General features: G+C 67.2%; 24 protein-coding genes. 12 read left to right on the forward strand and 12 right to left on the reverse strand.

The window, feature by feature from the left end; genetic code table 11:
- Positions 1-110 precede the first annotated feature (110 nt).
- From CA236_RS01455 to CA236_RS01470, 4 genes are all read left to right on the forward strand, one after another.
- Positions 111-776 (forward strand): pyrimidine 5'-nucleotidase, encoded by a 666-nt coding sequence (locus tag CA236_RS01455; RefSeq protein WP_046409181.1) that lies wholly within the window; start codon positions 111-113, stop codon positions 774-776.
- Positions 773-1,591 carry a 2,3,4,5-tetrahydropyridine-2,6-dicarboxylate N-succinyltransferase gene (gene dapD / locus CA236_RS01460; RefSeq protein WP_125944252.1) on the forward strand — a complete coding sequence of 273 codons (819 nt, stop codon included), beginning with the start codon at positions 773-775 and terminating at the stop codon, positions 1,589-1,591. Before CA236_RS01455 ends, dapD begins: the two co-directional genes overlap by 4 nt.
- The gene (locus CA236_RS01465; RefSeq protein WP_125944253.1) at positions 1,542-2,060 is read left to right on the forward strand and encodes a glycine zipper 2TM domain-containing protein; all 519 of its coding nucleotides are present in this window, start codon (positions 1,542-1,544) and stop codon (positions 2,058-2,060) included. Before dapD ends, CA236_RS01465 begins: the two co-directional genes overlap by 50 nt.
- Before the next feature lie 96 nt (positions 2,061-2,156).
- Positions 2,157-2,693 (forward strand): NTP transferase domain-containing protein, encoded by a 537-nt coding sequence (locus CA236_RS01470; protein WP_125944254.1) that lies wholly within the window; start codon positions 2,157-2,159, stop codon positions 2,691-2,693.
- A gap of 27 nt (positions 2,694-2,720) precedes the next feature.
- Here CA236_RS01470 and CA236_RS01475 read toward each other — a convergent pair whose 3' ends face one another.
- Positions 2,721-3,401 (reverse strand): NnrU family protein, encoded by a 681-nt coding sequence (locus CA236_RS01475; protein WP_125944255.1) that lies wholly within the window; start codon positions 3,399-3,401, stop codon positions 2,721-2,723.
- A 76-nt stretch (positions 3,402-3,477) separates the two neighbouring features.
- The gene (locus CA236_RS01480; protein WP_125944346.1) at positions 3,478-4,992 is read right to left on the reverse strand and encodes a peptide MFS transporter; all 1,515 of its coding nucleotides are present in this window, start codon (positions 4,990-4,992) and stop codon (positions 3,478-3,480) included.
- Between the two features lie 239 nt (positions 4,993-5,231).
- On the opposite strand from CA236_RS01480, the gene CA236_RS01485 reads away from it, so the two are divergent.
- Complete coding sequence (locus CA236_RS01485) at positions 5,232-5,810, forward strand: nitroreductase (protein WP_125944256.1); 579 nt, start codon at positions 5,232-5,234, stop codon at positions 5,808-5,810.
- Between the two features lie 4 nt (positions 5,811-5,814).
- Here the strand turns inward: CA236_RS01485 and CA236_RS01490 are convergent, their stop codons facing one another.
- The 4 genes from CA236_RS01490 to CA236_RS01505 form a co-directional block, all read right to left on the reverse strand.
- Positions 5,815-6,153 carry a DMT family protein gene (locus CA236_RS01490; protein WP_046409190.1) on the reverse strand — a complete coding sequence of 113 codons (339 nt, stop codon included), beginning with the start codon at positions 6,151-6,153 and terminating at the stop codon, positions 5,815-5,817.
- Positions 6,154-6,208: 55 nt separating this feature from the next.
- Positions 6,209-7,126, reverse strand: a complete 918-nt coding sequence (locus CA236_RS18920; protein WP_206430485.1) for an MliC family protein — start codon at positions 7,124-7,126, stop codon at positions 6,209-6,211.
- On the reverse strand, positions 7,107-7,451 hold the full coding sequence (locus CA236_RS01500) for a hypothetical protein (protein WP_046409191.1): 345 nt from the start codon (positions 7,449-7,451) through the stop codon (positions 7,107-7,109). Before CA236_RS01500 ends, CA236_RS18920 begins: the two co-directional genes overlap by 20 nt.
- Before the next feature lie 82 nt (positions 7,452-7,533).
- A complete protein-coding gene (locus CA236_RS01505; protein WP_125944257.1) occupies positions 7,534-8,766 on the reverse strand; it encodes a multidrug effflux MFS transporter in 1,233 nt (410 codons plus the stop codon).
- A gap of 111 nt (positions 8,767-8,877) precedes the next feature.
- On the opposite strand from CA236_RS01505, the gene CA236_RS01510 reads away from it, so the two are divergent.
- Both CA236_RS01510 and CA236_RS01515 read left to right on the forward strand, forming a co-directional pair.
- Positions 8,878-9,363 carry a hypothetical protein gene (locus tag CA236_RS01510; protein WP_125944258.1) on the forward strand — a complete coding sequence of 162 codons (486 nt, stop codon included), beginning with the start codon at positions 8,878-8,880 and terminating at the stop codon, positions 9,361-9,363.
- Between the two features lie 102 nt (positions 9,364-9,465).
- Positions 9,466-10,422, forward strand: a complete 957-nt coding sequence (locus CA236_RS01515) for a 2-oxoglutarate and iron-dependent oxygenase domain-containing protein (protein ID WP_125944259.1) — start codon at positions 9,466-9,468, stop codon at positions 10,420-10,422.
- 63 nt (positions 10,423-10,485) lie between these two features.
- Here CA236_RS01515 and CA236_RS01520 read toward each other — a convergent pair whose 3' ends face one another.
- A complete protein-coding gene (locus CA236_RS01520) occupies positions 10,486-11,136 on the reverse strand; it encodes a L,D-transpeptidase family protein (protein WP_052742528.1) in 651 nt (216 codons plus the stop codon).
- Positions 11,137-11,339: 203 nt separating this feature from the next.
- On the opposite strand from CA236_RS01520, the gene CA236_RS01525 reads away from it, so the two are divergent.
- Positions 11,340-12,044, forward strand: a complete 705-nt coding sequence (locus tag CA236_RS01525; RefSeq protein ID WP_125944260.1) for a murein L,D-transpeptidase catalytic domain family protein — start codon at positions 11,340-11,342, stop codon at positions 12,042-12,044.
- Here CA236_RS01525 and CA236_RS01530 read toward each other — a convergent pair.
- The 3 genes from CA236_RS01530 to CA236_RS01540 are packed head-to-tail and all read right to left on the reverse strand — an operon-like array spanning position 12,026 to position 15,915.
- On the reverse strand, positions 12,026-13,093 hold the full coding sequence (locus CA236_RS01530; RefSeq protein ID WP_241212460.1) for a glycosyltransferase family 2 protein: 1,068 nt from the start codon (positions 13,091-13,093) through the stop codon (positions 12,026-12,028). The two genes, CA236_RS01525 and CA236_RS01530, sit on opposite strands and share 19 nt — an antisense overlap.
- Entirely contained in the window at positions 13,090-15,561 is a 2,472-nt protein-coding gene (locus tag CA236_RS01535) for a DegT/DnrJ/EryC1/StrS family aminotransferase (RefSeq protein ID WP_125944261.1), read from the reverse strand. Before CA236_RS01535 ends, CA236_RS01530 begins: the two co-directional genes overlap by 4 nt.
- A 42-nt stretch (positions 15,562-15,603) precedes the next feature.
- Positions 15,604-15,915, reverse strand: a complete 312-nt coding sequence (locus CA236_RS01540; protein ID WP_046409195.1) for a chorismate mutase — start codon at positions 15,913-15,915, stop codon at positions 15,604-15,606.
- A gap of 176 nt (positions 15,916-16,091) precedes the next feature.
- Here CA236_RS01540 and rpsD point away from each other — a divergent pair, with 176 nt between their 5' ends.
- Positions 16,092-16,706 (forward strand): 30S ribosomal protein S4, encoded by a 615-nt coding sequence (gene rpsD / locus CA236_RS01545; protein WP_125944262.1) that lies wholly within the window; start codon positions 16,092-16,094, stop codon positions 16,704-16,706.
- Positions 16,707-16,784: 78 nt separating this feature from the next.
- On the opposite strand, the gene CA236_RS01550 is transcribed toward rpsD, so the two are convergent.
- The gene (locus CA236_RS01550; protein WP_241212461.1) at positions 16,785-18,773 is read right to left on the reverse strand and encodes a S9 family peptidase; all 1,989 of its coding nucleotides are present in this window, start codon (positions 18,771-18,773) and stop codon (positions 16,785-16,787) included.
- Between the two features lie 146 nt (positions 18,774-18,919).
- On the opposite strand from CA236_RS01550, the gene CA236_RS01555 reads away from it, so the two are divergent.
- Together CA236_RS01555 and CA236_RS01560 are read left to right on the forward strand one after the other, a co-directional pair.
- Positions 18,920-20,563 (forward strand): M28 family metallopeptidase, encoded by a 1,644-nt coding sequence (locus CA236_RS01555; protein WP_125944263.1) that lies wholly within the window; start codon positions 18,920-18,922, stop codon positions 20,561-20,563.
- Positions 20,560-21,525 carry an agmatine deiminase family protein gene (locus CA236_RS01560; protein WP_125944264.1) on the forward strand — a complete coding sequence of 322 codons (966 nt, stop codon included), beginning with the start codon at positions 20,560-20,562 and terminating at the stop codon, positions 21,523-21,525. Before CA236_RS01555 ends, CA236_RS01560 begins: the two co-directional genes overlap by 4 nt.
- Positions 21,526-21,574: 49 nt before the next feature.
- On the opposite strand, the gene purB is transcribed toward CA236_RS01560, so the two are convergent.
- Positions 21,575-22,888 carry an adenylosuccinate lyase gene (gene purB / locus CA236_RS01565; RefSeq protein WP_125944265.1) on the reverse strand — a complete coding sequence of 438 codons (1,314 nt, stop codon included), beginning with the start codon at positions 22,886-22,888 and terminating at the stop codon, positions 21,575-21,577.
- Positions 22,889-23,105: 217 nt separating this feature from the next.
- On the opposite strand from purB, the gene CA236_RS01570 reads away from it, so the two are divergent.
- Entirely contained in the window at positions 23,106-23,561 is a 456-nt protein-coding gene (locus CA236_RS01570; protein ID WP_125944266.1) for an EF-hand domain-containing protein, read from the forward strand.
- The last annotated feature ends 12 nt before the right edge of the window (positions 23,562-23,573 follow it).

The raw sequence follows: 23,573 nt of genomic DNA on the forward strand, positions 1-23,573 counted from the left end.
ATGTGGGCGGAAGGGTTGCCGATCGCAACCATCCCCAGCTTCACCGTGCCCAAGCACGGCTTTGGCCGGATTGGCTTGCCCGTGCGCGCCGGCGTCCGTAACGCAGCGCCATGCCGCCGGGTCTAGACCATATCCGCGCCTGGATCTTCGATCTGGACAATACCCTCTACCCGTCGAGCGCCGATCTCTTCGCGCAGATCGACGCCAAGATGACGGACTATATCGCCCGGCTTCTCGGCACTGACCGGGGGGAGGCGCGGCGGATCCAGAAGGCCTATTTCCTTGGCCATGGCACCACGCTCGCCGGGTTGATGGCGGAGCATCACGTCGACCCGCACGACTTTCTCGATTTCGTCCACGACGTGGAGATGGACGTGCTGGAGGAAAACGTGCCGCTCGCCGCCGCCGTCGCAAAGCTGCCGGGGCGCAAGGTGGTCTTCACCAATGGCGACGCGCCTTATGCCGCGCGCGTGCTCGACCGGCTCGGGCTGGGCGAAAGCTTCGAGGCGGTGCACGATATTCACGCCATGGATCTGGCGCCGAAGCCCGCGCCGTCGGCCTATGCCGGCCTGTGCGAACGACTGTCGATCGATCCGACGACGGCGCTGTTCGCCGACGACATGGCGCGCAACCTGGCGCCGGCCAAGGCGATCGGCATGACGACCGTCTGGGTCGATAACGGATCCGAACAGGCGCATGACAGCGACCGCAGTTTCATCGATTTCACCACGCCGGATCTCACCGCGTGGCTGACCAGCATATTGGAAGGCAAATGACCGACATCGAAACCACGATCGACACCGCCTGGGAAAACCGGGCGGACATCGGCGTCTCCACCGCGGGCGAGGTGCGCGTCGCCGTCGACCGCGCGCTGGCGCTGCTCGATTCCGGCAAGGCGCGCGTCGCCGAACCGGACGGCGATGGCGGCTGGCGCGTCAACCAGTGGCTGAAGAAGGCGGTGCTGCTGTCGTTCCGCCTGAACGACAATGCGCTGATCGATAACGGGCCGGGCGCTGGTCATTGGTTCGACAAGGTGCCGTCCAAATTCTCCGGCTGGAGCGAGGCGGAGTTCCGCGACGCCGGCTTCCGCGCGGTGCCGGGCAGCGTGGTTCGCCGCGGCGCCTTCATCGGCAAGGGCGCGATCCTGATGCCCAGCTTCGTCAACATCGGCGCCTATGTCGGTGAGGGGACGATGGTCGATACCTGGGCGACCGTCGGCTCATGCGCGCAAATCGGCAAGAACGTCCATCTGTCGGGCGGCGCCGGTATCGGCGGCGTGCTGGAGCCGCTGCAGGCCGATCCGGTGATCATCGGCGACGGCGCCTTCATCGGGGCGCGCTCGGAGGTCGCGGAGGGCGTTCGCGTGGGCGAGGGCGCGGTGCTGTCGATGGGCGTCTATCTCGGCGCGTCGACCAAGATCATCGATCGCGCGACCGGCGAAACCTTCATCGGCGAAGTGCCGCCTTATGCCGTAGTCGTCCCCGGCTCGACCGGCGGTGGCAACCTTGGCCTCTACTGCGCGGTGATCGTGAAGCGCGTGGATGAGCGCACCCGGTCCAAGACCAGCATCAACGAACTGCTGCGCGACTGACCTGTTCCGCGCCGCGGGACCCTCGTTCCTGCGCCGGGCGGATTCGCCGCGCGACGTGCGCCAGGCGCAGCGCGAATATCGCCGCGACGTGCGTGACGCGCGCCAGGACTATCGCCGCGACGCGCGCAACGACTGGCGCCGCGATCGCAACCAATGGGGTCGCTACGACTATAATCGCCTGCCTCCGGGCCAGCAGCGTTATTACGCCGACAACTTTTATCGCGACGGCCAATATTATCAGACCCGTCGCCTCGGCCGGAACGACCGCATCTATCGCGGCAACAACGGGCGGTATTACTGCCGCCGCAATGATGGCACGACCGGCCTGATCATCGGTGGCCTGGGCGGCGGCGTGCTCGGCAGCCTGCTCGCCAATGGCAGCTCGAACACGCTCGGCGCGCTGATCGGCGCTGGTGCGGGTGCGCTGCTCGGCTCGCAGGTGGATCGTGGCAACGTGAGCTGCCGCTAACAGTTTTGCCGGAAGTAACGGCGCGTACCGAAGGGGCCCGGCGATCCGATCGCCGGGCCTTTTCTCCTTTGTGGTCGCAGCGGTTAGGGTGAGGTGATGACGACCAGCCAACCCATCCTCGGCGCCATCATGGCCGGCGGCGCGGCGAGCCGCTTCGGGTCGGACAAGGCGCTGGCCTTGTTCGAGGGGCGCCCGCTGATCGACCATGTGGCGCAGGCGCTGGCCGATCAGGCAGCGGCGGTGATCGTGGTCGGGCGCCAGCATGGCACGCTCACCAGCGTCGCCGACCGCCCGGCGCCCGGGCTAGGGCCGCTCGGCGCACTCGCGGGGGCGCTGGCCTGGGCGCGCAATCACGGCTTTGCCGCGGTGCTGAGCGCGCCATGCGACGTGCCCTTGCTGCCCGCCGACCTCGCGCGGCGGCTTGCCGGCGAGGGCCCTGCCTATGTCGAAGGCCTGCCGGTGGTCGGGCACTGGCCGAGCAGCCTTGCCGATCATCTGCAGGACTGGCTGGCCGCCGATCAGCCGCGCGCGGTGCGCCGCTGGGCGGCCGCGGTGGGCGCACGCGCGGTCACGCTCGATCACCTTCCCACCAATGTGAATACGCGCGCGGACCTCGATACGCTGCGGCGCTGATCCCCGTCGATCGGGCGAGGGAAGGGCTCAGCCGATCCAGCGCCAGATGCCGGCCGGCCAGCCGGACAGCGGAATATGCGCCCAGGTCGCCGCCAGCCATACGACGGTGCCGCCGCCCAGCGCATGGCCACCGATCCTGCCGATCCGCGCGCGCTTCGCGGCAATGGCAGCGAACGGCCAGAAGCTGGTCCGCCGCTCCCACTCGCGCCAGAATTCGGGCTGTAGTTTCTCTTTCTTGCGGTCCTGCATCCGCGCGCCGGCCAGCGCCAGGACGATGATCGACAGCGCAACGACGATATTGGCCGGATCGGGAAAGACCATGATGTGGACCGTGCCCCAGATGGCGAGGCTCCACATCATCGGGTGCCGGGTGATGGCAAAGACGCCCGCCGCGGTCGGCACGACATCGGTGTTCGCTTCCGGCAGCGCGGGGTTGCGGACCAAGGATCCCATGAACAGGATCGCCGCCAGCAGCATCAGGATGGTGCCGATCGCCCACAGGACATTGCCGACCGGCCATAGCAGGGCGGCGGCGGGCGCGGCGCGATAGGCGAGCACCAGCCAGATGAGCGTGGCGAGCGCGACCAGGCTGTAGAGGCCCAGAAAGCCCTTCTGCCCGATCGCGCGGATCAGGGGCGGGCGCAGCGGATGGGACAGAAGAAAGTGCGTTCCTGCGAACGCGATCGCGGCCGCCACGACGTTGCCCATCTTCGATCCTCCCCCGTTGTTGGTCCGTGCCGGCCCGTCACGCGCGATGCGTCCGCGGTGACAGGCCGGTATCGTGTCAGCGGCGCGTTTCTCCCGCCGTGTTCAGCCCCGTCGCCGCCGGTTCGGCAAGCTCCGGCTCGCCGGCCATCGCATGGTCGGTGTCGTCGTGCAGCGTGTCGAGGTGCATCATCCGCTTGACCAGCGGGCTCAGCACCAGGACGACCGCGGCGATGCCGATCGTCCACCAGCCGATGGTGGAATAGACCGCCAGCGTCGCCTTCTTGGTCATCTCGCCGCCTTCGCCGCCGGTCGCCTCACCGATCTTGCCGGCGACGAAATTGCCGACCGCCGTCATGTAGAACCAGGCGCCCATGATCAGGCTGGCGAGGTGCTTGGGGGCGAGCCGGTTCATCGCGCTGAGCCCCACCGGCGACAGGCACAGCTCACCGGTCGTCTGCAGGAAGTAGATGGCGAAGACGAAGAACACCGGCGTTGCGACTTCGACGCCGACGGTATGGGCGCCCCAGACGAACACCAGGAACGACAGGCCGACCTGCGCCAGCGCGAGGCCGAACTTGGCCGGCGCCGACGGCTCCAGCCCGCGCTTGCCCAGGAATACCCACAGGCCTGCGAAGATCGGGCCGAGCAGCACGATGTAGATCGGGTTGATCGACTGGAACAGCGATGCCGGCACCCCGCCACGATCGACGAAGCGATCGGTGTAGAGGTTGAGGCTGCCGCCCGCCTGTTCGAACAGGCCCCAGAACACCGGGTTCAGCGCGATCAGGAACAGCACCACGAACATCCGGTCACGGGCGTGCCGTTCCAGCTTCAGGCTCTCGAACAGCACATAGCCCAGCATGCCGATGCCCGAGATGATCAGCAGCGTCTGGATGACGTCCTGATACTGGACCAGCGCCCAGATCACGAGGACGGAGGCGAGGCCGACCGCATAAAGCGACCATTCGGTCCGCGCCTTCAGCGGCCGCGGTGCCTCACCCTTGCCCAGCAGCAGCGGCTTGCCGAGGATGAAGACGATGAGGCCGAGCAGCATGCCGACGCCCGCCGCGCCAAAGCCATAGGCCCAGCCATAGGTCTCGCCCAGCCAGCCGGCCATGATCGTGCCGATTGCAGCGCCAGTGTTAATGCCGATGTAGAAGATGGTGTAGGCACCGTCGCGGCGCGTGTCGGTCAGCGGGTAGAGCTGCCCCACGATCACCGAGATATTGGCCTTCAGGAAGCCGGTGCCGACGATGATGAAGGCAAGCGCCAGCCAGAAGACGTTGATTGCGGCCGATCCCTGGCCGCCGTCGCCTTCCACCGCCATCAGCAGATGGCCAAGCGTCAGCAGGACCGCACCGAAGGTCACCGCCTTGCGCTGACCCAGATAGCGATCGGCCAGATAGCCGCCGAGCACCGGGGTGATGTACACCAGGCTGGTATAGGCGCCGTAGATGAGGTTCGATTTGCTGTCGTCGAACAGCCAGTGCTTGGTCAGGTAAAAGATCAGCAGCGCGCGCATGCCATAGTAGGAGAAACGCTCCCACATTTCGGCGAAGAACAGCACGTACAGGCCTTTGGGGTGCCCCATGAACTCGGGGCCCTTCTTGACCGCGCCGGCGACACCGCCAGCGAGCAGGATCGCAAGGAATCCCAGTGCGATCGAGGGGATGATGGGCAAAATACGCTCCCTGGAAGTCAGGTGGGGATCATCGATATCCCGAATTGATTCAGCCTAGCGCGCAATTTCGCGATGCCCAAGCATTGTTGCGAACGAAACGTTTCGCGGTTGGACGCTCGACTTGCGAACGATTCGCGATAAAGAGGCGCATGTTCAATGACCTTTCCTCTCCTCTCGCGCTTCTGCGCACCCGCCGCTCGGGCAAGCCGCGCGATCTCGCCGGCCCGGGACCGAGCGACGCGCAGCTGCAGGAAATGTGCGCCATCGCCTGCCGCACGCCCGATCATGGCAAGCTGGCGCCGTGGCGTTTCGTCATCGTCGGGGCGGACCAGCGCGACGCCTTCGCCGAGGTGCTGCGGGCGGCGTATCTGGCAGAGCGACCGGAGGCGAAGCGGCTCGAGCTCGAATCGATCGAACAGTTCGCGCATCAGGCCGCGGCGCTGGTCGTCGCCCTGTCATCGCCGCGCACCGACAGCCAGATTCCCTTGTGGGAACAGGAATTGTCGGCGGGTGCGGCGTGCATGAACCTGCTCCATGCGGCGCATGCGATGGGCTTTGCCGGCGGCTGGCTGACGACGTGGGCGGCGTTTGACGACCGGGTGCGCGATGCCTTTGGCGCGGCCCCCGAGCGGATCGCCGGCTTCATCTTTATCGGCACGCCGTCGCGGCCGCTGGAGGAACGCCCGCGGCCGGATCTTGCCGACACGGTCACCCACTGGCGCCCTTGAGGCGTCAGCTTTTCCCGGCAAACATGAAGGCGGCGGCGCCGACCAGGCAGACGAAGGCGCCGGCGTGCCGCCAGCTCAATTGTTCGCCCAGCACAACGACCGCAAAGACGCCGAACACCAGCAGCGTGATCACCTCCTGCGCGATCTTCAGCTGCCCGCCGCTCCACCCGCTGGCATAACCCAGCCGGTTGGCCGGCACGGCGAAACAATATTCGACCAGCGCGATTGCCCAGCTCAACAGGATGACGGTGGGCAGCGGCTTCGCCATGCCGCCCTTCAAATGCCAATACCAGGCGATCGTCATGAAGACGTTGGAGATCAGCAGGAGCGCGAGCGTCGGCATGATTCCCGCCTAGTCGCGTCCGACGGCGGTTGGAAGCTGCCGGCCGCTTGGCCCCTTAATTGTCAAGATCACGGCATGCGTGCTGCTTTCCCGACGGCTCGGTCAGCGTCGCGTCGCGCCCCTTGCCGCGCAGTTCGTAGCCGCTTCCTTCATACCAGATGCCGGACGCGGCGCGCTGCGCGGGGATCTGCACCTTCGCGCCCGGCAGGGCCAGCGCCACGGTACCGGCGGCATTGTCGAAGACGGCGGTGAAGGCGAGGCCGTCGCGGCACCGGAACCGCGCCGTCACCTGGTCAGGCGTTGCGGGGGCAGCGGCGCCGGGGCGCGGCTTCAGCGCCGAAGCCGAGATATGCCATTGCCGCTGCTGCTCGGTGGCACCGTCGACGGGGCCGGTGCGATGAAGCGTGATCGGCCCGGCGAGCGTGAAGGGATCGCCATTCTTCAGCGTGCCGGTCACGCGCACCGGCACGGTGATGTACCGCTGCCCGGCGCCGGCATCGATCCGGCCCGGCTCGCCCACCTCGCCCTTGAAGCTGCGATAGCGTGCGAAGCTGGCGGCGAAATCCGCCTCGCTCATGCCTGACGCCGCGCCGCCCCGGTCCCATAGCGACCGGGCGGTGGCGAAATCGCGGTCGGCGATCAGCGCCAGGTAGCGGCGCACGACCGCCGCGGCCTCCGCGGCGCCGGGCTCCGCCACCGTTTCTGTCGCGCCCGCCACTGGCGCTGATGCGCTGGCAGATGGGGAGGCGAGGGGAGCGGGCCGGGCGCTCGCCGGGGCCGTCGATGCAGCCGTCGGACCGCTGCTGCTCGACCCGCTGGCATAGGCTCCGACCGATTCGTGCGCTGCCTGCGCGGCATTGCCGATATCGACCTGGCCCGACGGCTGCTGCGGCGAACAGGCGGTCGCCAGCAGCAGCGTTGCCGTCGTCAGGACGAAGCGCCGCCGCTGCCGGTCAGGGATTGAGCGCGACATCGTCCGGGTCGTCGAGATCTTCATCTTCGGCGATCGACCCGTCGTCGAATTCATCCTGGACGACGTCTTCATCGATATCGTCCTCATCCTGATCGGCATCGTCATCCTGCTCGGCGACCTGATCGTCGCGCATCAGCAGTTCGTCTTCCTGCTCGTCATCGTCGTCGTTGGCGTCGGTATCGGGATCAAGATCGGTGATGATCGTGCCGTCGCCCGGCCCGTCCCGCGTCGCTTCCAGGATTTCGGCACGCTGGCTTTCGTCATAGCCATCCTCGTCAAAACCGTCGTCACCCGAACCGTGGCTCGTCACCTGATGGCCGCCCATGATAATCCTCCTGATCGAGGATGCTGCAACGGCCGCACGCTACGCGCGGTTCCGGCGCATCGCGTGGGCCGCGCAGTGTAGCTCAGGCGGGGTGGAACAACCGCCCGCGCTCCGTCAGCCCGGCGGCGAGCAGCGCGGCAAGTCCCGCAAGCAGGAAGGCGATCGTCAGTGGCGCAGTGGTGCCGTCGAATGACTGGCCCACCACCATGCCCAGCCCCGACCCGATCGTGATCGCCAGGAACCCCTGCACGCTCGAAGCCGTGCCCGCGATATGCCCCATCCGCTCCATCGCCAGCGACGAGAAGTTGGACGTGGACAGTGCGAAACAGGCGAGCGTCAGTGCCTGCGCAAGGCCAAAGGTCCACAGCGTCTCGCGCCCGGTCAGCACCAGCGCGAGATGCGCCAGGCTGATCACCACCAGTGCCGCGACCGCGCCATGCCCCAGCCGGCGCATGCCCAGCCGCATCACCAGCCGCGAATTGGCGAGATTGGCCACCGCCATGGTTGCCGCGGTCGTCGCGAACACGACGATCAGCAGCTGCGGGCTGCCGAATGTCTCGGCCATGATCGGCTCGATCGTGCCGAGATAGCCGTAAAGTGCGCCGGTCAGCGCTGCGGCCGCCAGCGAATAGCCGAGCGACAGGCGGTCGGTCAGCGCGATGCGCCAGCCGGCCAGGATTGGTCCGGGCTCGATGGGGCGGCGATCCTCGGGATGTTGCGTCTCGGGCAGGCGGATCGCGATCCAGCCGGCGAGCAGCAGCGCTGCCCCGGCGATGATCCAGAAGATCGTCCGCCAGTCGCCGAACAGCAGGATGCCGGCGCCCAGCGCCGGCGCCGCGACCGGCACCGCCATGAACACCATGAAGGCCAGCGACATGATCCGCGCCATCGACCGGCCGGAAAAACAATCGCGCACCATCGCGACGGTCGCGACGCGGCACCCGGCGACGCACGACCCGCCCAGGAAGCGCGCGACCAGCAGCAGGGGGAAGCTTTGCGCCAGCGCGGCAAGAATGTTGGTCGCGGCATAAAGCGCCAGCACGACCAGCAGCAGGCGCCGCCGCCCGAACCGATCCGTCAGCGGTCCGTGCAGCAGCTGCGCGACGCCAAAGCCGACACTGAAGATGGTGATGACATATTGGCGATCGGTGACGTCGGTCACGCCCAGCGCGTTGCCGATGTCGGGCAGCGCGGGCAGCATCGTGTCGATGCCCAGCGCCGCCATCGCCATCAGCGACGCGGTCATGGCGATGAATTCGCCGATGTGGATCGGGGCGCCGCGATCGACGTTGGCGACGGGAAGGGGCGCGGACATCGCGCCGCCCTAGGCGGGAACGGTCGTCGTGTCAGCCGGCTTGACGGGCAGGCTTGCCGGAACCACCCGCTTGGTTAGTGTGTTATCGAAACAGTACACGAAAGGTCTGCCATGCGTTCGCTCCTGCTTCCCGTCGCGCTCTGCGCGTTTGGCCTCGCGGCCTGCGATCGCCAGGATGGGCAGGGCACAACCGTGTCGATCGATGCTGGCAACGGCGCCGCGTCGATCAATGGCGCGACGGGGGAGGTGAAGCTCGACACGCCGCTCCTCAAGGGTTCGATCAAGCTGCCGCGCATGCAGTTCACCGGCGACAATTTCGAGATCAACGGCGTTCACCTCTATCCGGGGACGAAGATCGGCGCGATGAACGTCAACGCCGGCGGTAATGAGGGTGACGGCGTGGTGCGCATGTCGTTCGAAAGCCCCGCGGCCGTCGACACGGTGCGCGACTGGCTGGCCGGCGAGTTCGCCAAGGCCGGGACAACGGTGAAGGTCTCGGGCAACACGCTGAGCGGCGACACCGATGGCGAACCGTTCCGCATCGACCTGCAACCAGCCGGCGACCGCGCCGCCGGCACGGTGACGATCGGCGGCTGAACACCCGCTCGCCAGGACGCGCGGGCGGCCCCGCGCACTGGCGGGCGAACCGTCGGATGACTATGTGGCGCCTTTCATTATTTCGTGATTGAGGCGTTTGTGATGCTTGATACCCCGCTGGCGAAGGTGCCGACCCTGAGCCTTGCCGATCAGGCGCGCGATCCCGATCGCTTCGCGGCCGATCTGGGCGGGTCGTTCCGCCGATTCGGGTTCGCGATCGTCGCGGATCACGGCGTGCCGCAGGATCTGATTGCGCGCGCCTGGCGTCAGACGGAGGCGCTGTTCGCGCTCCCGGAGGTGGAGAAGCGCGGCTATTTCGTCGAAGGCGCCGGCGGCGCGCGTGGCTACACGCCGTTCAAGACCGAGATCGCCAAGGACGCCAAGCACGTCGACCTGAAGGAATTCTGGCACGTGGGGCGCGAACTGCCCGCCGGCCACCCCTATGCCGACGAAATGCCCGCCAATGTCTGGCCGACCCGGCCGGAGGGTTTCCGCCACACGTTCCTCGAGCTGTTCCAGGCATTCGACACCGCGGGCGACAAGCTGCTCTCCGCCATCGCGCGTGACCTGGGCCTCGCCCCCGACTGGTTCGATCCGGCCGTGAAGGACGGCAATTCGGTGCTTCGCCTGCTCCACTATCCGCCGATCCCGGCCGATGCGGAGGGGGTTCGCGCCGGCGCGCATGAGGATATCAACCTCATCACCCTGCTGCTCGGCGCCGAGGAATCGGGGCTCGAACTCCTCGACCGGGATTCGGGCCAGTGGCTCGCGATCAAGCCGCCGGAGGGCGCGATGGTCGTCAACGTCGGCGACATGCTGCAGCGGCTGACCAACCATGTCCTGCCGTCGACCACCCACCGCGTCGTCAATCCGCCGGTCGAGCGTCGCGGTCATTCGCGCTATTCGATGCCGTTCTTCCTGCACCCCGCGCCCGATTTCATGATCGAAACGCTGCCGCAGACGATCACGGCCGAAAACCCGAACCGCTATCCGACGCCGATCACTGCCAACGGCTATCTGCATGAGCGGCTGGTCGAGATCGGCCTGATCAAGAAGTAAGCAGGAAGGAGATCCGCGGGTGCCGCCACGTGCGCGGCACCTGCCGATCGTTGTGCGCGGACCTCAGCGGCTGGCGATTTCCGTCGCGCCGCCCTTGATCGCCGCCTCATTGGCCGCGATCGTCATCTGCGCATCGCTGCGCGGCGCGGGCATGTCACCCGAGTAGGAAACGTCGGTCACCTCGACGGTCGCGCCCATCTCGGTTGCGGCGAACAGCTTCTTGGCGAAGCTTGCCGGCACGCGGATGCAGCCGTGCGAGGCGGGGAAGCCCGGGTTCTTGCCGGCATGAATTGCGATCCCGTCCCACGTCAGGCGCTGCATGAACGGCATCGGCGCATTGTCGTAGAGGTTGGAGCGGTGCATCTCCTTCTTCTGGAGGATGGTGAACACGCCGACCGGCGTTTCCTTGCCTTCCTTGCCCGTCGACACGGTCGACACCGCGACCAGCGCATCGCCGCGATACACATAGGCCTTCTGGTCCGGGATGCTGATGAGGATGCTCACCGGCCCGGCCGCGACGTCATTTTCCCACAGATACTTGCCGGGTGTCAGCGTCGCTGCGGCTTCGACCAGCGCAACGGCAGAGGATGTGACATGGCTCGCCGACCCGGCGGTCGCCGTCGCAGTCGACGTTGACGTTTCCGCCAGAGCGGGCATAGACGTGATGGCTGCCAGTCCAAAGGCAGCCGGCAGCAAGGCGCGAATCATGCGCATGGTGCGACCCCATTTTGTTGTGGTGGCCCGATCGTCGGGCCGTCGCATCAGTAAACGCGCGCTATTGACATTTGTGCCATACGATGAGCCGCGCGATTTGCGCGGTGGACGCACGCGAATCCGGCAGATTGGTTCCCGCTGCTGAAGATTTTTCACCTTTTCCCTGCTATACAGTCGCTTAGCGGGAAGGGACTGTAAGATTGATGGCGAAGATGGGTGACACGGTGCCGACGCGCCGCGGATTGTTGAAGACGGCGGGTGCTCTGGCGGGGGCAATGATTATTCCGGACGCGGTGTCTGCCGCGATGCGCGCGGCGGAGCCCAAGCAGGTGCCGCTGACGTCCTCCGGTCTGGCGCCGGTGCGCCCTGCGCCCCGCGTCGTGCCCAGTTCGCCGCGCGTCGTCCGCCCGGAATTGATGCGCGAGGCGCTCGCCGCGCTGGAGCGTCACGGCAACACGATCAAGCTGCGCGACCGGATTGTCATCGCGGATTTCTCAGCACCTTCGTCGCAGCCGCGCTTCCACTTCATCGATCTGGTCAGCGGCAAGAGCGTGTCGAAGCTGGTCGCGCATGGCAGCGGCTCCGATCCGGGGCACACCGGCTTCCTGCAGCGCTTCTCGAACAAGAACGGCTCGAATGCGTCGTGCGAAGGCGCCTTCCTCGCCGACAATTACTATGTCGGGAAGCATGGCAAGTCGCAGCGGCTGATCGGCCTCGATCCGACCAACGACAATGCGCTCGCCCGCGCGATCGTGGTGCATGGCGCCTGGTATTCGAACCCGGACATGGTCCGCACGCACGGCCGCCTTGGCCGCAGCCAGGGCTGTTTCGCGGTCGGTGAGCGTGAACTGGCGGAAACGTTCGAGCGGCTCGGCCAGGGCCGGATGATCTACGCCGCGAAGGTCTGATGGCGGCCGGCCGCGCGTCGCGCGCGGCCGATCAGCCGGGCCCAGAGCAATTCTTCCAGCCCTGCATGACCAAGGCCCAGGTGCGGCGGCCGGACGCGCAGCGCCTCCGCCAGCGTCAGCGTCCCCGACCGCAGCGAGGCGCGCGCCACGTCGGCCCAGCGCCGCGCCGTGGTCCAGCGGACCAGCCGGACATTCGCCGCCTCGCACGGCTGCTCCAGCAAAAACGCCTCCTGCAATCGCACCAGCACATCGCCGAGCCGGGCCAGCGTCGCGCGGTCCGGCACGGGTTGGCGGTGCATCAGATGCTCGACCACCAGCGCCGCCGCGGCATCCGCGTCCTCGCCCAGCACCGGCGCATAGGCCCCTGCCAGCACGCGCCGCGCGCTCGTCAGCATGATATCCTCATAGCGTTGCGACGCTCCGCCGGCGTGACGGCGATAGGCGAGCAGCGGGGTGTCGATCCGGGCGATCGGGCCCAGCGCCGACAGGCGATGATAGAGGTCGAAATCCTCGGCATAGAGGATCTCCGGCCGGGTGAATGGCGTCAGCCGGCGCGCGGCGTCCGCACGCACCATCACCGACGACCAGACAAACGGATTCTCGATCCGGATCAGCCAGCGCAGCAGCGCGGGCGAGGTATAGGCGACGTGCGGGGAGGGTAGCAGGCGCGCGCCGTCCAGCACCTCCGTCGCGCTCGCCACCATCACCATTTCCGGATGGGCATCGAGATAGGCGACCTGTCGCGCGAACCGTTCCGGCAGGCAAAGATCGTCCTGGTCCAGCCCGGCAATATAGCGGCCGCGTGCCTCGGCGACGGCACGGTTGCGCGCACGCACCGGCCCGCCATTCTGCTCCAGCGCGATCACCCGCAGCCGCGGGTCGGGCCATGATCGCAGCACGTCCAGCGTATGGTCGGTCGAACGATCGTCGACGACGATGATCTCGAAATCGCCACGGGTCTGCTTCTGCAGCGTCGCCAGCGTGGCGGGCAGGAACTCGGCGCCATTATACGCCGCCATGATGACGCTGACGGCGGGCATCAGCGTCATGCCGCCGCGCGCGTCCGCCCGGCGAGAAGCTGGTCGACGATCATCATGCCCACGTCATTCTGCCACAGCCACAGGCCGTTTGCCTGGCCGACGAAGCTCGACTCGCCGCCCAGCCGCCCGTGCGGGACGAAGCCGGCGGCCAGCCCGATGCCGTAAAGGCCGGGGACCGGCGCCCCTGCCGCATCGCGCACGCGGCAGGCGTCGTCGACCATCGGCGCACCGCTGTGCGCGGCGATCGACAGCGGGCGCCCGTCGGCATCCTCCAGCGGCAGGGCGCGCGGGCGATAGCCGAGCGCCGCGATGACCAGATCCGCCCCGGCCAGGATGTCGCGCGCGGCCGCATCCTCGTCACCGGCCACCCGGTGCAGCGCCACGCGCGGCTCGGGCGTACGACCGTCGATCCCCAGCATCCGCAGCACCAGCTCGCGCGCCTCCAGCCGGAAGCCGGCGAGGCGATAGACGAAGCCCGATACCGGGCAGATGTCGCTCGGGCCGAAATCCGTGAAGCCCTCGCCATGGGCGGCATCCACCGAATGGTAGAAGGGGCGCAGCGGCCGGCGGTGCAGCAGCGTGATCCCGCCCGCGCCAAAGGGCAGTGCGGGTCGCTCGCGCAGCAGCAGCGCCACGGTGGTCAGCGCGCTGGTCGATCCGCCGATCACCGCGACCCGGGGGCTGCGCTTCTGCGACAGGAGGTCGGCGACCATCTCGAACCCGCCGCGCGCCAGCACCGAATCCGACTGGAGCAGCCGGTTGCCGGCAATCTCCATCAGCGGCACGCCGGCCACCTCCTGCGTCACCAGCCGGTCGAGCGGCTGATGCCCGCCGGTCGCGATCACCAGGTTGCGCGCCACCCGCTCGCTGTCGTTGTGGGTTGCGCCATCGCGCAGGCGGACGTGCCACAGTCCGTCCTTGCGCCGCGCGCCCAGCGCCTCGGTATTGGTCAGGACCGTTCCGCCCTGCGCGGTGACGCCGGCGTGCAGCCGCTCGCCGACCGCACGCAGCAGCGGGCCGACCTCGGCTAGCGGCACGCCGAGCGAGGCGCGATGCCGCGCCACTGCCAGCGCCGCGGGATGATCGACCAGCGACGCGATCGCGCCGTCGGGATTGTTCTCGATCGCCGACAGGAAGGTCTGCGCAGTCGAGTCCGACGTGATGGCATAGCGGCCAAGCTGCCCGCCGCCGATCGCGCCGTCACGCTCGACGATCACCAGCCCGCGCGACAATTCGGGCAGCAGGCCGTGGCGGCTCGCCGCGGTCAGCATCGCGGTGCCGGCCGGGCCGCCGCCGATGATCATCGTTTCCGCAACCGGCGGTGCGGAGACGGCGATCGGACGGCTGCGCCGCGCCACCACCCGGTCGAGCGTCGCGACGACATGGTGGACGTCGTCGGGCGTCATGGTGTCGGACAGCGGCAGCGACAGCAGCCGGCCGCCCACCATGTCGGCGACCGGCGTCTGTTCGATATGGCCGATGCTGCGGATCCACGGCTGTTCGCCGAGGTGCGGGCTGAAATACTTCCCCGCGCCAATCCCTTCCTCGCCGAGCCGCGCGATGATCGCGTCGCGCTCGTGCGTGCGCTCGGACGGCAGCAGCAGCGGGAAGAAACCCAGCGCCTGCTGGCCGGGCCGGCGCGCCTGCGTCACGTAGCGACCGGCCACCGCGCTGCGATAGCTGCGGGCCAGCTGCTCGCGGTGGCGTGACACTGCGTCGAAATCCTCCAGCCGTGCCTGCGCCACCAGCGCCATCGCTTCGGGCAGCTTGGCGTTCAGGCCAGGCAAGGTTGCGGTGCGCGGCGCGGTGAAGCCGAAATTGGCCATCGCGCGCAGCCGCTCGATCCGGTCCGGGTCGGCGCAGTGGATCAGGCCGCCTTCCTGGGTCGCGAACGGCTTGGTCGCGTGCATGGAGAATACGATGGGGAAGGGCGCGCCCGCGCCAAAGCCGAGCCCCGCGGCATCGGTCGTGCCCAGCGACGCCGCCGCATCCACCACCACCGCAACGCCATAGCGGTTGGACAGCCAGCGATACCGGTCGAGGTCGATGCCATAGCCGAAGGTCGCATAAGGAACGATGGCGGCGATCTGCGCCCCGTGCCGCTCCAGCAGCTCCTCTTCCTCATTGGCCGCGGCGGACCAATTGTCCGCATCGATGTCGCAGACGAGGGGGGTCAGCCCGGCCCACCATGCCGCCTGCGCCGTGGCGGCAAAGGTCAGCGCCGGCATCAGCGCGAACCGCCCCGCCGGCCCGTCGCTCACCGCATCGCGCAGCGCGATCATCAGCCCCAGCGTCGCATTGGCAACCGCAAGGCAAGCGCCCTTGCCGCCGAACAATTGCTCGGTGGCACTGGCCTCGAATGCGCGCAGCACCGGTCCGTTGTTGCTGTAGATCCCCGCCTCTTCGATCCGGGCGAGACCCTCGGCAAGTTTGCTCAGCCGTGGCGGATGCGGCGTGATCAGCGGCAAGCGTTTCATCGGACGGTGTTTCCTCCCGTCCGTGATTGTGCCTGATGCGACCTAAGACTTTGTTACCCGTCGATCATAGGCATCAAGTTCATAAGCGATCGATGCTTCGACCAGCGCGTCCCACAATTGCGCGATTGCTTGTTCAGGCAGGCCAAGCTCGGCGGCATAAGCGCTGGCATTGGCGATGACCTGCGCCTTGCGGCCCTCGTCGCGCACATGGCCACGCTCCGGCTTGATGCGGGCGGCGGCGTCCATATAGTCGAACCGGCGGCGCAGCAGGGCGACCAGCTCGCGGTCCAGCTGGTCCACGCCGGCGCGTACCTCGGCCATGGTGGTGCATTCTTGTCCGGGAAGGATCGTCATGGCGGCGCCTTGGCCGCCCGGCACGGGCCTGTCCAGCTTGACTTGAAACAGGTCTGCGGCTAGGCGCGCCGCTTCGCGATCGCCCCTGCATCCCGGTGAAGCAGGCGGCCTGCCCGTGCCCGGCACGGATGGTGCGATACCGGGACCAACGTTGTTAGCAAATCGAAGGAAAGACGATGTCGAAGCGCCATAGCGCCAAGCACAAGCTCGATCGCCGTTTGGGCGAGAACATCTGGGGTCGCCCGAAGAGCCCGGTCAACAAGCGTGAATACGGTCCGGGCCAGCACGGCCAGCGCCGCAAGGGCAAGGTGTCGGACTTCGGCATCCAGCTGCGCGCCAAGCAGAAGCTGAAGGGCTATTACGGCGACGTGACCGAGAAGCAGTTCCGCCACTGCTACGACGAGGCTGCCCGGATGAAGGGCGATACCTCGCAGAACCTGATCGGCCTGCTCGAGCGTCGCCTCGACATGATCGTGTACCGTGCGAAGTTCGCGCCGACGATCTTCGCCGCGCGCCAGCTCGTCAGCCACGGCCACGTCTATGTGAACGGCGTGAAGTGCAACATCGCGTCGCGTCGCTGCGCGGTGAACGACGAGATCACGCTGGGCAAGAAGGCGCAGGAAATGGCGCTGGTGCTCGAGGCGCAGAGCCTCGCCGAGCGCGACGTGCCCGACTATGTCGTTCAGGACGGCACCACCAAGGTCACCTTCATCCGCGTCCCGACGCTGGACGAAGTGCCGTACCCGGTGAAGATGGAACCGAACCTGGTCGTCGAATACTACAGCCGCTGATCTGTCGCTCCGGCACGTGCCGGAGCCACGATGGCCAGAAAAAGGGCGGTCCTGCGGGGCCGCCCTTTTTCGTTCGGGTCACATCTTCATGGACGTGCGCAGGAAGGCATCGGCCTTCTCCAGCATGTCGGCGCGAGCCGATCCACTCTCGATCGAATGGGCCTCGCCGTCATATTCGACCAGCTGGACCTGCTTGCCCGCGCCGCGCAGCCGGGCCTGCATCAGGCGCGATGCCTCGATCCCGACGTTGAGATCGAGGTCGCCGTGGAACAGCAGCACCGGGGACTTGATCGCGGCGGCATTCTGCGCCGGCGATCCCTCGCGCAAATGCGGGCCGGACCCGATCATCGCCGCGACCTGCGGGTAATAGCGATTGTCGAGATACTGATCCTTCAGCGACACCAGATCGGTGACCGGCGCGATCGCCACCACCGCGCGGTATAGGTCCGGATCGAGCACCTGCGATTGCAGCGCCGCATAGCCGCCGTACGACCAGCCGACGATGCCCAGCCGTGATGCGTCGGCGATGCCCTGCTTCACCAGCCATCGTCCGGCGTCGTTGACGTCGCCCACCGCGGTGCGCCACGACTGGAAGCCATTGTTGCGGAACCACTCGCTGCCATAGCCGGCCGAGCCGCGGAAATTGGGCTGGAGCACCGCATAGCCGCGCGCCGCGAAGAACTGGACCAGCCAGTCGAAGCCCCATTCGTCACGCGCGCTCGGCCCGCCATGCGGCATCACGATCGCGGGCAGGTTCTTGCCCGAATGACCGACCGGCAACGTCAGATAGCCGGGGATCATCGTGCCGTCCGCCGCCGGGAAGGACACCGGCTTCATCGGCGCAAGCTTCATCGTCGCCAGCTCGGGCCGTGCCGGCGCGATTTCGGTCAGCCGCTTGGTTGCCTTCTGGAACACATAATAGCGCCCCGGATCGATATCGCTGTGGGTGTAGAGCAGCAGCGTATTCTCGTCCGCGCTCGCGTCGATGAACGATACCACGGGCTGGTTCGGCAGCGCCTTGCTCAGCGCCGTGGAGAGCGCGTGCAGCTCCTTGTCGAAGAAGACGGCGGTGCGCTTGTCGGTGGCGAAGCTGCCGCCGACGACGCGCTGCTGCCGACCGACACGCATCAGGCCGTCGACATCGACCTCTGGGTGCGACAGCACCAGTTCGCGTTTCATCGACCCGTCCAGCGCCACCCGCCACAGGCCCTTGCGGCCGCCGGCATCCTCGAAACCGTAGGCGACGTTCAGCTTGGGGTCGACGGCATAGGGATTGAACCCCTTCCACGTCGCTCCCGCCATCTCCAGCTTGCTGAGCGGTTCCCAGTCGGTCGCGTCCGACCGCCGATAGAAATAGTTGATGACGTTGCTGGAATAACCCGTGCCGGCGATCGGCCGTACGCCCATGATGCGGATCGTGCCCATGCCGTCGGTGATATATTCCACCGCGTCGCGGCGCGGTCGCACGGTCGGCCTGCGCTCCAGCGTGGACAGGTTCACGCGTTCGACGCCCAGGCCATAGGCATCCTTCTGCACCAGCCGCCCGATCGACGTTTCCGGCACATAGGTACGCAGCAGCAGGATATTGCCCTTGCTGTCGCCGGTCAGGTCGATGACGTCGCCGCCGTAACGGCTGCCGAACAGCGATCGATCGTTCGCGCGCGCCGTTACGATCTTGAAGTTCTTCCCGTCGACATCGATGGAGACCAGCCGTGAAAAGGCCTCGACCGCCCCGGCATGGCGCAGCATGACCTGGATCTTGCAGATCAGGCGCGTGTCGGTCGCCCAGTTGCACCATTTCAGGTGATCGCCTTCGCCGCTCGATCGCATGATCGATGCCGGCTCGCCGCCCTTCAGCGGCTCGGCGATCAGCAACGCCGTTTCGCGGTTCTTGCCGGGCACCACCATGGCGATCTTGCTGCCATCGGGCGACAGGCTGATATCCGCCATCGAATATCGGGCGCCAAAGGCTCGCGCAGTGGCGGTGGCATCCTGCGCCTGCGCCGTCATCGGCAGAAACGTCGTCAGCAGCGCCGTCGCGAGAACGCGGCGCGTCCATCCTCTCATCATGTTTTATTCCCCCTTCTCAGAATCCTGCCGCGGGATCGTTACGCTGGCAAGCCACCATCGCGGCGGGGCAGCGGGCCTTGCGTTGCGGGGCTGCGATGAAGTTGTAAGGGGGATGGGTGCATGTTGCTGATGAGGTCGCCTTGATGCGTTCGTTGCTTGTCTCCTTCCTCGCCCTGACGATCGCTACGCCCGCGCTGGCGCAGACCGTCCCCGCCATTTCCGTCGATACGCTGAAGACGGTGACTGAGGTCCTGTCCTCCGACGCGTTCGAGGGCCGCGCGCCGACCACGGCGGGTGAGGAAAAGACGGTCGACTATCTGATCAAGCGTTTCTCGGCCGCCGGGCTGAAGCCGGGCAACAAGGGCCAGTGGACGCAGGACGTGCCGATGGTGGAGCTTACCGCGAAGAACGTCACCCCCTTCACCGCGACCGGCGGCAAGGCGCCCGTTACCTTCAACTATCGCACCGACATGGTCGTCGGCACGTACCGCGTCGTGCCTGAGGTCAGCCTGAAGGACAGCGATCTGGTCTTCGTCGGCTATGGCATCAACGCGCCGGAAAAGGGCTGGAACGATTATGCCGGGCTCGACGTGAAGGGGAAGACGGTCGTCATCCTCGTCAACGATCCCGACTGGGAAGTGAAGGAGGCGGGTGCCGCCGCCGGCCCGTTCGAGGGCCGCGCGATGACCTATTACGGCCGCTGGACCTACAAGTTCGAGGAAGCGGCACGGCAGGGCGCAGCCGGGGCGATCATCGTCCATGACACCGCGCCTGCCGCCTACGGCTGGTCGGTCGTCCAATCCTCCTGGACCGGCCCGCAATACGGGCTGGACGAGGCCGGCAACCACATGGACCAGAGCCAGGTGATCGGCTGGATCCAGCTGCCCAAGGCGAAGGAGCTGTTCGCCGCCGCGGGCAAGGATTTCGACCAATTGTCCGCCGCCGCCAAGCAGAAGGGCTTTCGCGCCGTGCCGCTCGGCCTGAAGCTGTCGGGCAGCTTCTCGAATGACATCAAGCGCAGCACGTCGAAGAATGTCGTCGCGGTGCTGCCGGGCACGCAGGCGCCGGACGAGGTCGTGCTCTATTCGGCGCATTGGGATCACCTCGGCCGCTGCGACGCGGTCGACGGCGATGACATCTGCAATGGCGCGGCCGACAATGCGACCGGCACGGCCGGCCTCGTTGCCATGGCGGAGGCGTTCGCCAAGGCGGGCCCCGCGCGCCGCTCGGTTGCCTTCGTCGCGGTCACGGCGGAGGAAAGCGGGCTGCTCGGCTCGCGCTATTATGCCGAAAACCCGGTCTATCCGCTTGGCAAGACGGTCGGCGGCGTCAACATGGACGTGCTGAACGTGCTGGGCGCCACCAAGGATTTCGAGATCACCGGCGCCGGCAAGTCGGAGCTGGAGGACATGGTGAAGCCGCTGCTCGCCGCGCAGGGCCGCCGCGTCTCGCCCGAATCCGCGCCGCAGGCGGGCGGCTATTACCGCTCGGACCATTTCAGCTTCGCCAAGCTCGGCGTGCCGATGCTGTCGGCGGGCAGCGGCGAGGATCTGGTGAACGGCGGCGTGCTGGCCGGAAAGGCCGCGGCCAAGGACTATAATGTGAAGCGCTACCACGGCCCGAAGGACGAATATGATCCCAACTGGAACTGGGACGGCGCGCTTCAGGACATGACCATTTACTATCAGCTCGGCCGGCAGCTCGCCGATGGCACGATGTGGCCGAACTGGTATCCCACCGCAGAGTTCAAGGCGATCCGCGATGCATCGCGGCAGGAGACGAAATGACCCGCGCACCCCGTCCCGAATGGGCCCCGCACAAGGCCGTCTGGATCGGTTTTCCGAGCCACCCCGAATTGTGGCAGGAGGATCTCGATCAGGCGCGTGACGAAGTCGTCGCCTTCGCCGCCGCCGTCCATGCCGATGGCAAGGGCGAACAGGTGCTGCTCGTCGCCGCCAATGACGAGGCGGCCGACGCCGCGCGCGCCATGGCGCCTTTCGCGACGGTGATCGTCGAGCTGTTCGGCGACATCTGGCTGCGCGACACCGGCCCGATCATCGGCGCCGACGGCACCGCCAACAGCTTCCTCTTCAACGGCTGGGGCGGCAAGTACGATCTGCCCGGCGATGACGACATCGGCCTTCGCCTCGCCGCCGAGCGTGGCCAGACGCCGGCGCGGCACGATTGGGTGCTGGAGGGCGGGGCGATTGACGGCGATGGCACCGGCCTCGTCGTCAGCACCGAACAATGTTTGCTCAACCCCAACCGCAACCCTGCGCTGGATCGAACGCAGATCGAACAGCGGCTGCGCGACGACCTGGGCTATGATCGCGTGCTGTGGCTCGGTGACGGGCTGCTCAACGACCACACCGACGGCCATGTCGACAATCTGGCGCGCTTCGTCGGCGAGGGCCGCCTGGCGCTTCCCGTCGCGGCGGAGAACGATCCCAATTGGCAGGTCTATCAGCAGGCCGCCGATCGCGCCCGCGCGATTGGCGTGGAGGTCGTGCCGATCCCGTCGCCCGGCCGCGTGCTGCGCGATGATGAGGTCGTGCCGGCGAGCTACATGAACTTCTACATCGGCAATGCTGCGGTCGTGGTGCCGCTCTATGGCGCCGCCAATGACGATTCGGCGGTGGCCGCGATCCAGGCGATCTTCCCCGATCGCCAGGTGGTCGGCCTGCGCGCCGATGCGATCCTGACCGGGGGCGGCAGCTTCCACTGCATTTCGCAGCAGATCCCGGCCTGATCCGGCGGCGCCCCTCCCGCGCACGATGCGGGGGAGGGGCGCCGGTCGGTCAGTCGCCGAACACGCGGGCGAAGATCGTGTCGACGTGCTTGTGGTGATAGCCAAGGTCGAACTCGGCATCGATCGCCTCGGGTGACAGCACCGCGGTCACGTCGGGATCGGCCTTCAGCAGCTCGTTCAGCGACAGCGCGCCGTCCGATTCCCACACCTTCATCGCATTGCGCTGCACCAGCCGGTACGCATCCTCGCGGCTGACCCCCGCCTGCGTCAGCGCCAGCAGCACGCGCTGCGAATGGATCAGGCCGCCCATCCGGTCCATGTTGCGCTGCATCCGCTCAGGGTACACCAGCAGCTTGTCGATGACGCCGGTCAGGCGGGCGAGCGCGAAGTCGAGCGTGATCGTCGCATCCGGGCCGATATAGCGTTCGACCGACGAATGGCTGATGTCGCGCTCATGCCACAGCGCGACATTCTCCAGCGCGGGGGTGACATAGCCGCGCACCATGCGGGCAAGGCCGGTCAGGTTTTCGGTCAGCACCGGGTTGCGCTTGTGCGGCATCGCCGACGAGCCCTTCTGCCCCGGCGAGAAATATTCCTCCGCCTCCAGCACCTCGGTACGCTGCAGGTGGCGCACCTCGGTCGCCAGCCGCTCGATCGAGCTCGCGACGACGCCCAACGTGGCGAAGAACATCGCGTGGCGATCGCGCGGGATGACCTGGGTCGACACCGGCTCCACCGTCAGCCCCAGCTTGGCGGCGACATGCGCCTCGACGCGGGGGTCGATATTGGCAAAGGTGCCGACCGCGCCCGAAATCGCGCAGGTCGCGATTTCCGCCTTGGCGGCGAGCAGCCGCACGCGGCAACGATCGAATTCGGCATAGGCCTGCGCCAGCTTCAGGCCGAACGTCACCGGCTCGGCATGGATGCCGTGGCTGCGGCCGATCGTCGGCGTGAACTTGTGCTCCTCGGCGCGGCGGCGGATCACCGCCAGCAGCGCGTCGAGATCGGCGATCAGGATGTCGCTCGCCCGCGCCAGCTGCACGGCAAGGCAGGTGTCGAGCACGTCGGAGCTCGTCATCCCCTGGTGCATGAAGCGGGCCTGATCGCCGACCTGCTCCGCCACCCACGTCAGGAATGCGATCACGTCATGCTTGGTCACCGCCTCGATCGCGTCGATCGCGGCAACGTCGATCTCCGGATTGGTCCGCCACCACGCCCATAGCGCATCGGCGGCTTCCTTCGGCACCACGCCCAGTTCAGCGAGGGCCTCGGTCGCATGCGCCTCGATCTCGAACCAAATGCGAAAACGGGCTTCAGGCGTCCAGATCGCCGTCATGTCGGGCCGGGAGTAGCGCGGAACCATGTGAATTTCCTCGGTCGTGCTGGGGCAACGCCTCATGGTTGAGTCGTTGCAAAAACAGGGCTGGGTGCCGGTAGCAGGCTAGCGCAATCGCTTCAAATGCCCGGCGAGGAACCGTACATCCAAGTTATCGGTTTATTGCGCCCAGTTGTTGTCCGAACCGCAAGGTTGAAAAGTGAAATACGCGACACGACATGGAATAGTATAAAGGAGAGAGATGATGCTGAAGAGCTTCATTCTGGCTGGTTCGATGATGGTTGCTGCCCCGGTGCTTGCGCAGGACGCGGCCGGGACTCAGCCGATGGCGCCGAGCGCTTCGCCCGCCCCCTCGACAACGCCGCAAGGTGCTGCCCCGGCGCAGCCCGCCGCGCCCGCGCAACCGGGTGGCGCCGCGACGGAGAGCGCCGCGGCGACTGGCGCCGATCAGGTCGCAAGCATCGTGAACGCCGAATTCGCCAGCTACGACAAGGACCGCAACGGCACGCTCGACAAGACCGAGTTCGCCGCCTGGATGGACGCGCTGAAGGCAAAGGCGCCCAATGCCGCGGACAAGCCCGCCGATCCGAAGTGGAACGACGCGGCCTTCGCCCAGGCGGACAAGGACAAGTCGGCCTCGCTCACCAAGGATGAGCTGAGCGGCTTCCTTGGCAGCCCGGCCACTGCTGGCAGCCAGTAAGGCACAATTCTA

It is taken from the genome of Sphingomonas sp. ABOLG, from assembly GCF_003950435.1.
Taxonomy (GTDB): Bacteria; Pseudomonadota; Alphaproteobacteria; order Sphingomonadales; family Sphingomonadaceae; genus Sphingomonas; species Sphingomonas panaciterrae.

Coding starts and splice junctions, on each gene's coding strand:
- CA236_RS01455 (WP_046409181.1), top strand. CDS start 111: ATGCCGCCGGGTCTAGACCATATCCGCGCCTGGATCTTCGATCTGGAC.
- dapD (WP_125944252.1), top strand. CDS start 773: ATGACCGACATCGAAACCACGATCGACACCGCCTGGGAAAACCGGGCG.
- CA236_RS01465 (WP_125944253.1), top strand. CDS start 1,542: ATGAGCGCACCCGGTCCAAGACCAGCATCAACGAACTGCTGCGCGACT.
- CA236_RS01470 (WP_125944254.1), top strand. CDS start 2,157: ATGACGACCAGCCAACCCATCCTCGGCGCCATCATGGCCGGCGGCGCG.
- CA236_RS01475 (WP_125944255.1), bottom strand. CDS start 3,401: ATGGGCAACGTCGTGGCGGCCGCGATCGCGTTCGCAGGAACGCACTTT.
- CA236_RS01480 (WP_125944346.1), bottom strand. CDS start 4,992: ATGGGGCACCCCAAAGGCCTGTACGTGCTGTTCTTCGCCGAAATGTGG.
- CA236_RS01485 (WP_125944256.1), top strand. CDS start 5,232: ATGTTCAATGACCTTTCCTCTCCTCTCGCGCTTCTGCGCACCCGCCGC.
- CA236_RS01490 (WP_046409190.1), bottom strand. CDS start 6,153: ATGCCGACGCTCGCGCTCCTGCTGATCTCCAACGTCTTCATGACGATC.
- CA236_RS18920 (WP_206430485.1), bottom strand. CDS start 7,126: ATGTCGCGCTCAATCCCTGACCGGCAGCGGCGGCGCTTCGTCCTGACG.
- CA236_RS01500 (WP_046409191.1), bottom strand. CDS start 7,451: ATGGGCGGCCATCAGGTGACGAGCCACGGTTCGGGTGACGACGGTTTT.
- CA236_RS01505 (WP_125944257.1), bottom strand. CDS start 8,766: ATGTCCGCGCCCCTTCCCGTCGCCAACGTCGATCGCGGCGCCCCGATC.
- CA236_RS01510 (WP_125944258.1), top strand. CDS start 8,878: ATGCGTTCGCTCCTGCTTCCCGTCGCGCTCTGCGCGTTTGGCCTCGCG.
- CA236_RS01515 (WP_125944259.1), top strand. CDS start 9,466: ATGCTTGATACCCCGCTGGCGAAGGTGCCGACCCTGAGCCTTGCCGAT.
- CA236_RS01520 (WP_052742528.1), bottom strand. CDS start 11,136: ATGCGCATGATTCGCGCCTTGCTGCCGGCTGCCTTTGGACTGGCAGCC.
- CA236_RS01525 (WP_125944260.1), top strand. CDS start 11,340: ATGGCGAAGATGGGTGACACGGTGCCGACGCGCCGCGGATTGTTGAAG.
- CA236_RS01530 (WP_241212460.1), bottom strand. CDS start 13,093: ATGACGCTGATGCCCGCCGTCAGCGTCATCATGGCGGCGTATAATGGC.
- CA236_RS01535 (WP_125944261.1), bottom strand. CDS start 15,561: ATGAAACGCTTGCCGCTGATCACGCCGCATCCGCCACGGCTGAGCAAA.
- CA236_RS01540 (WP_046409195.1), bottom strand. CDS start 15,915: ATGACGATCCTTCCCGGACAAGAATGCACCACCATGGCCGAGGTACGC.
- rpsD (WP_125944262.1), top strand. CDS start 16,092: ATGTCGAAGCGCCATAGCGCCAAGCACAAGCTCGATCGCCGTTTGGGC.
- CA236_RS01550 (WP_241212461.1), bottom strand. CDS start 18,773: ATGAGAGGATGGACGCGCCGCGTTCTCGCGACGGCGCTGCTGACGACG.
- CA236_RS01555 (WP_125944263.1), top strand. CDS start 18,920: ATGCGTTCGTTGCTTGTCTCCTTCCTCGCCCTGACGATCGCTACGCCC.
- CA236_RS01560 (WP_125944264.1), top strand. CDS start 20,560: ATGACCCGCGCACCCCGTCCCGAATGGGCCCCGCACAAGGCCGTCTGG.
- purB (WP_125944265.1), bottom strand. CDS start 22,888: ATGGTTCCGCGCTACTCCCGGCCCGACATGACGGCGATCTGGACGCCT.
- CA236_RS01570 (WP_125944266.1), top strand. CDS start 23,106: ATGCTGAAGAGCTTCATTCTGGCTGGTTCGATGATGGTTGCTGCCCCG.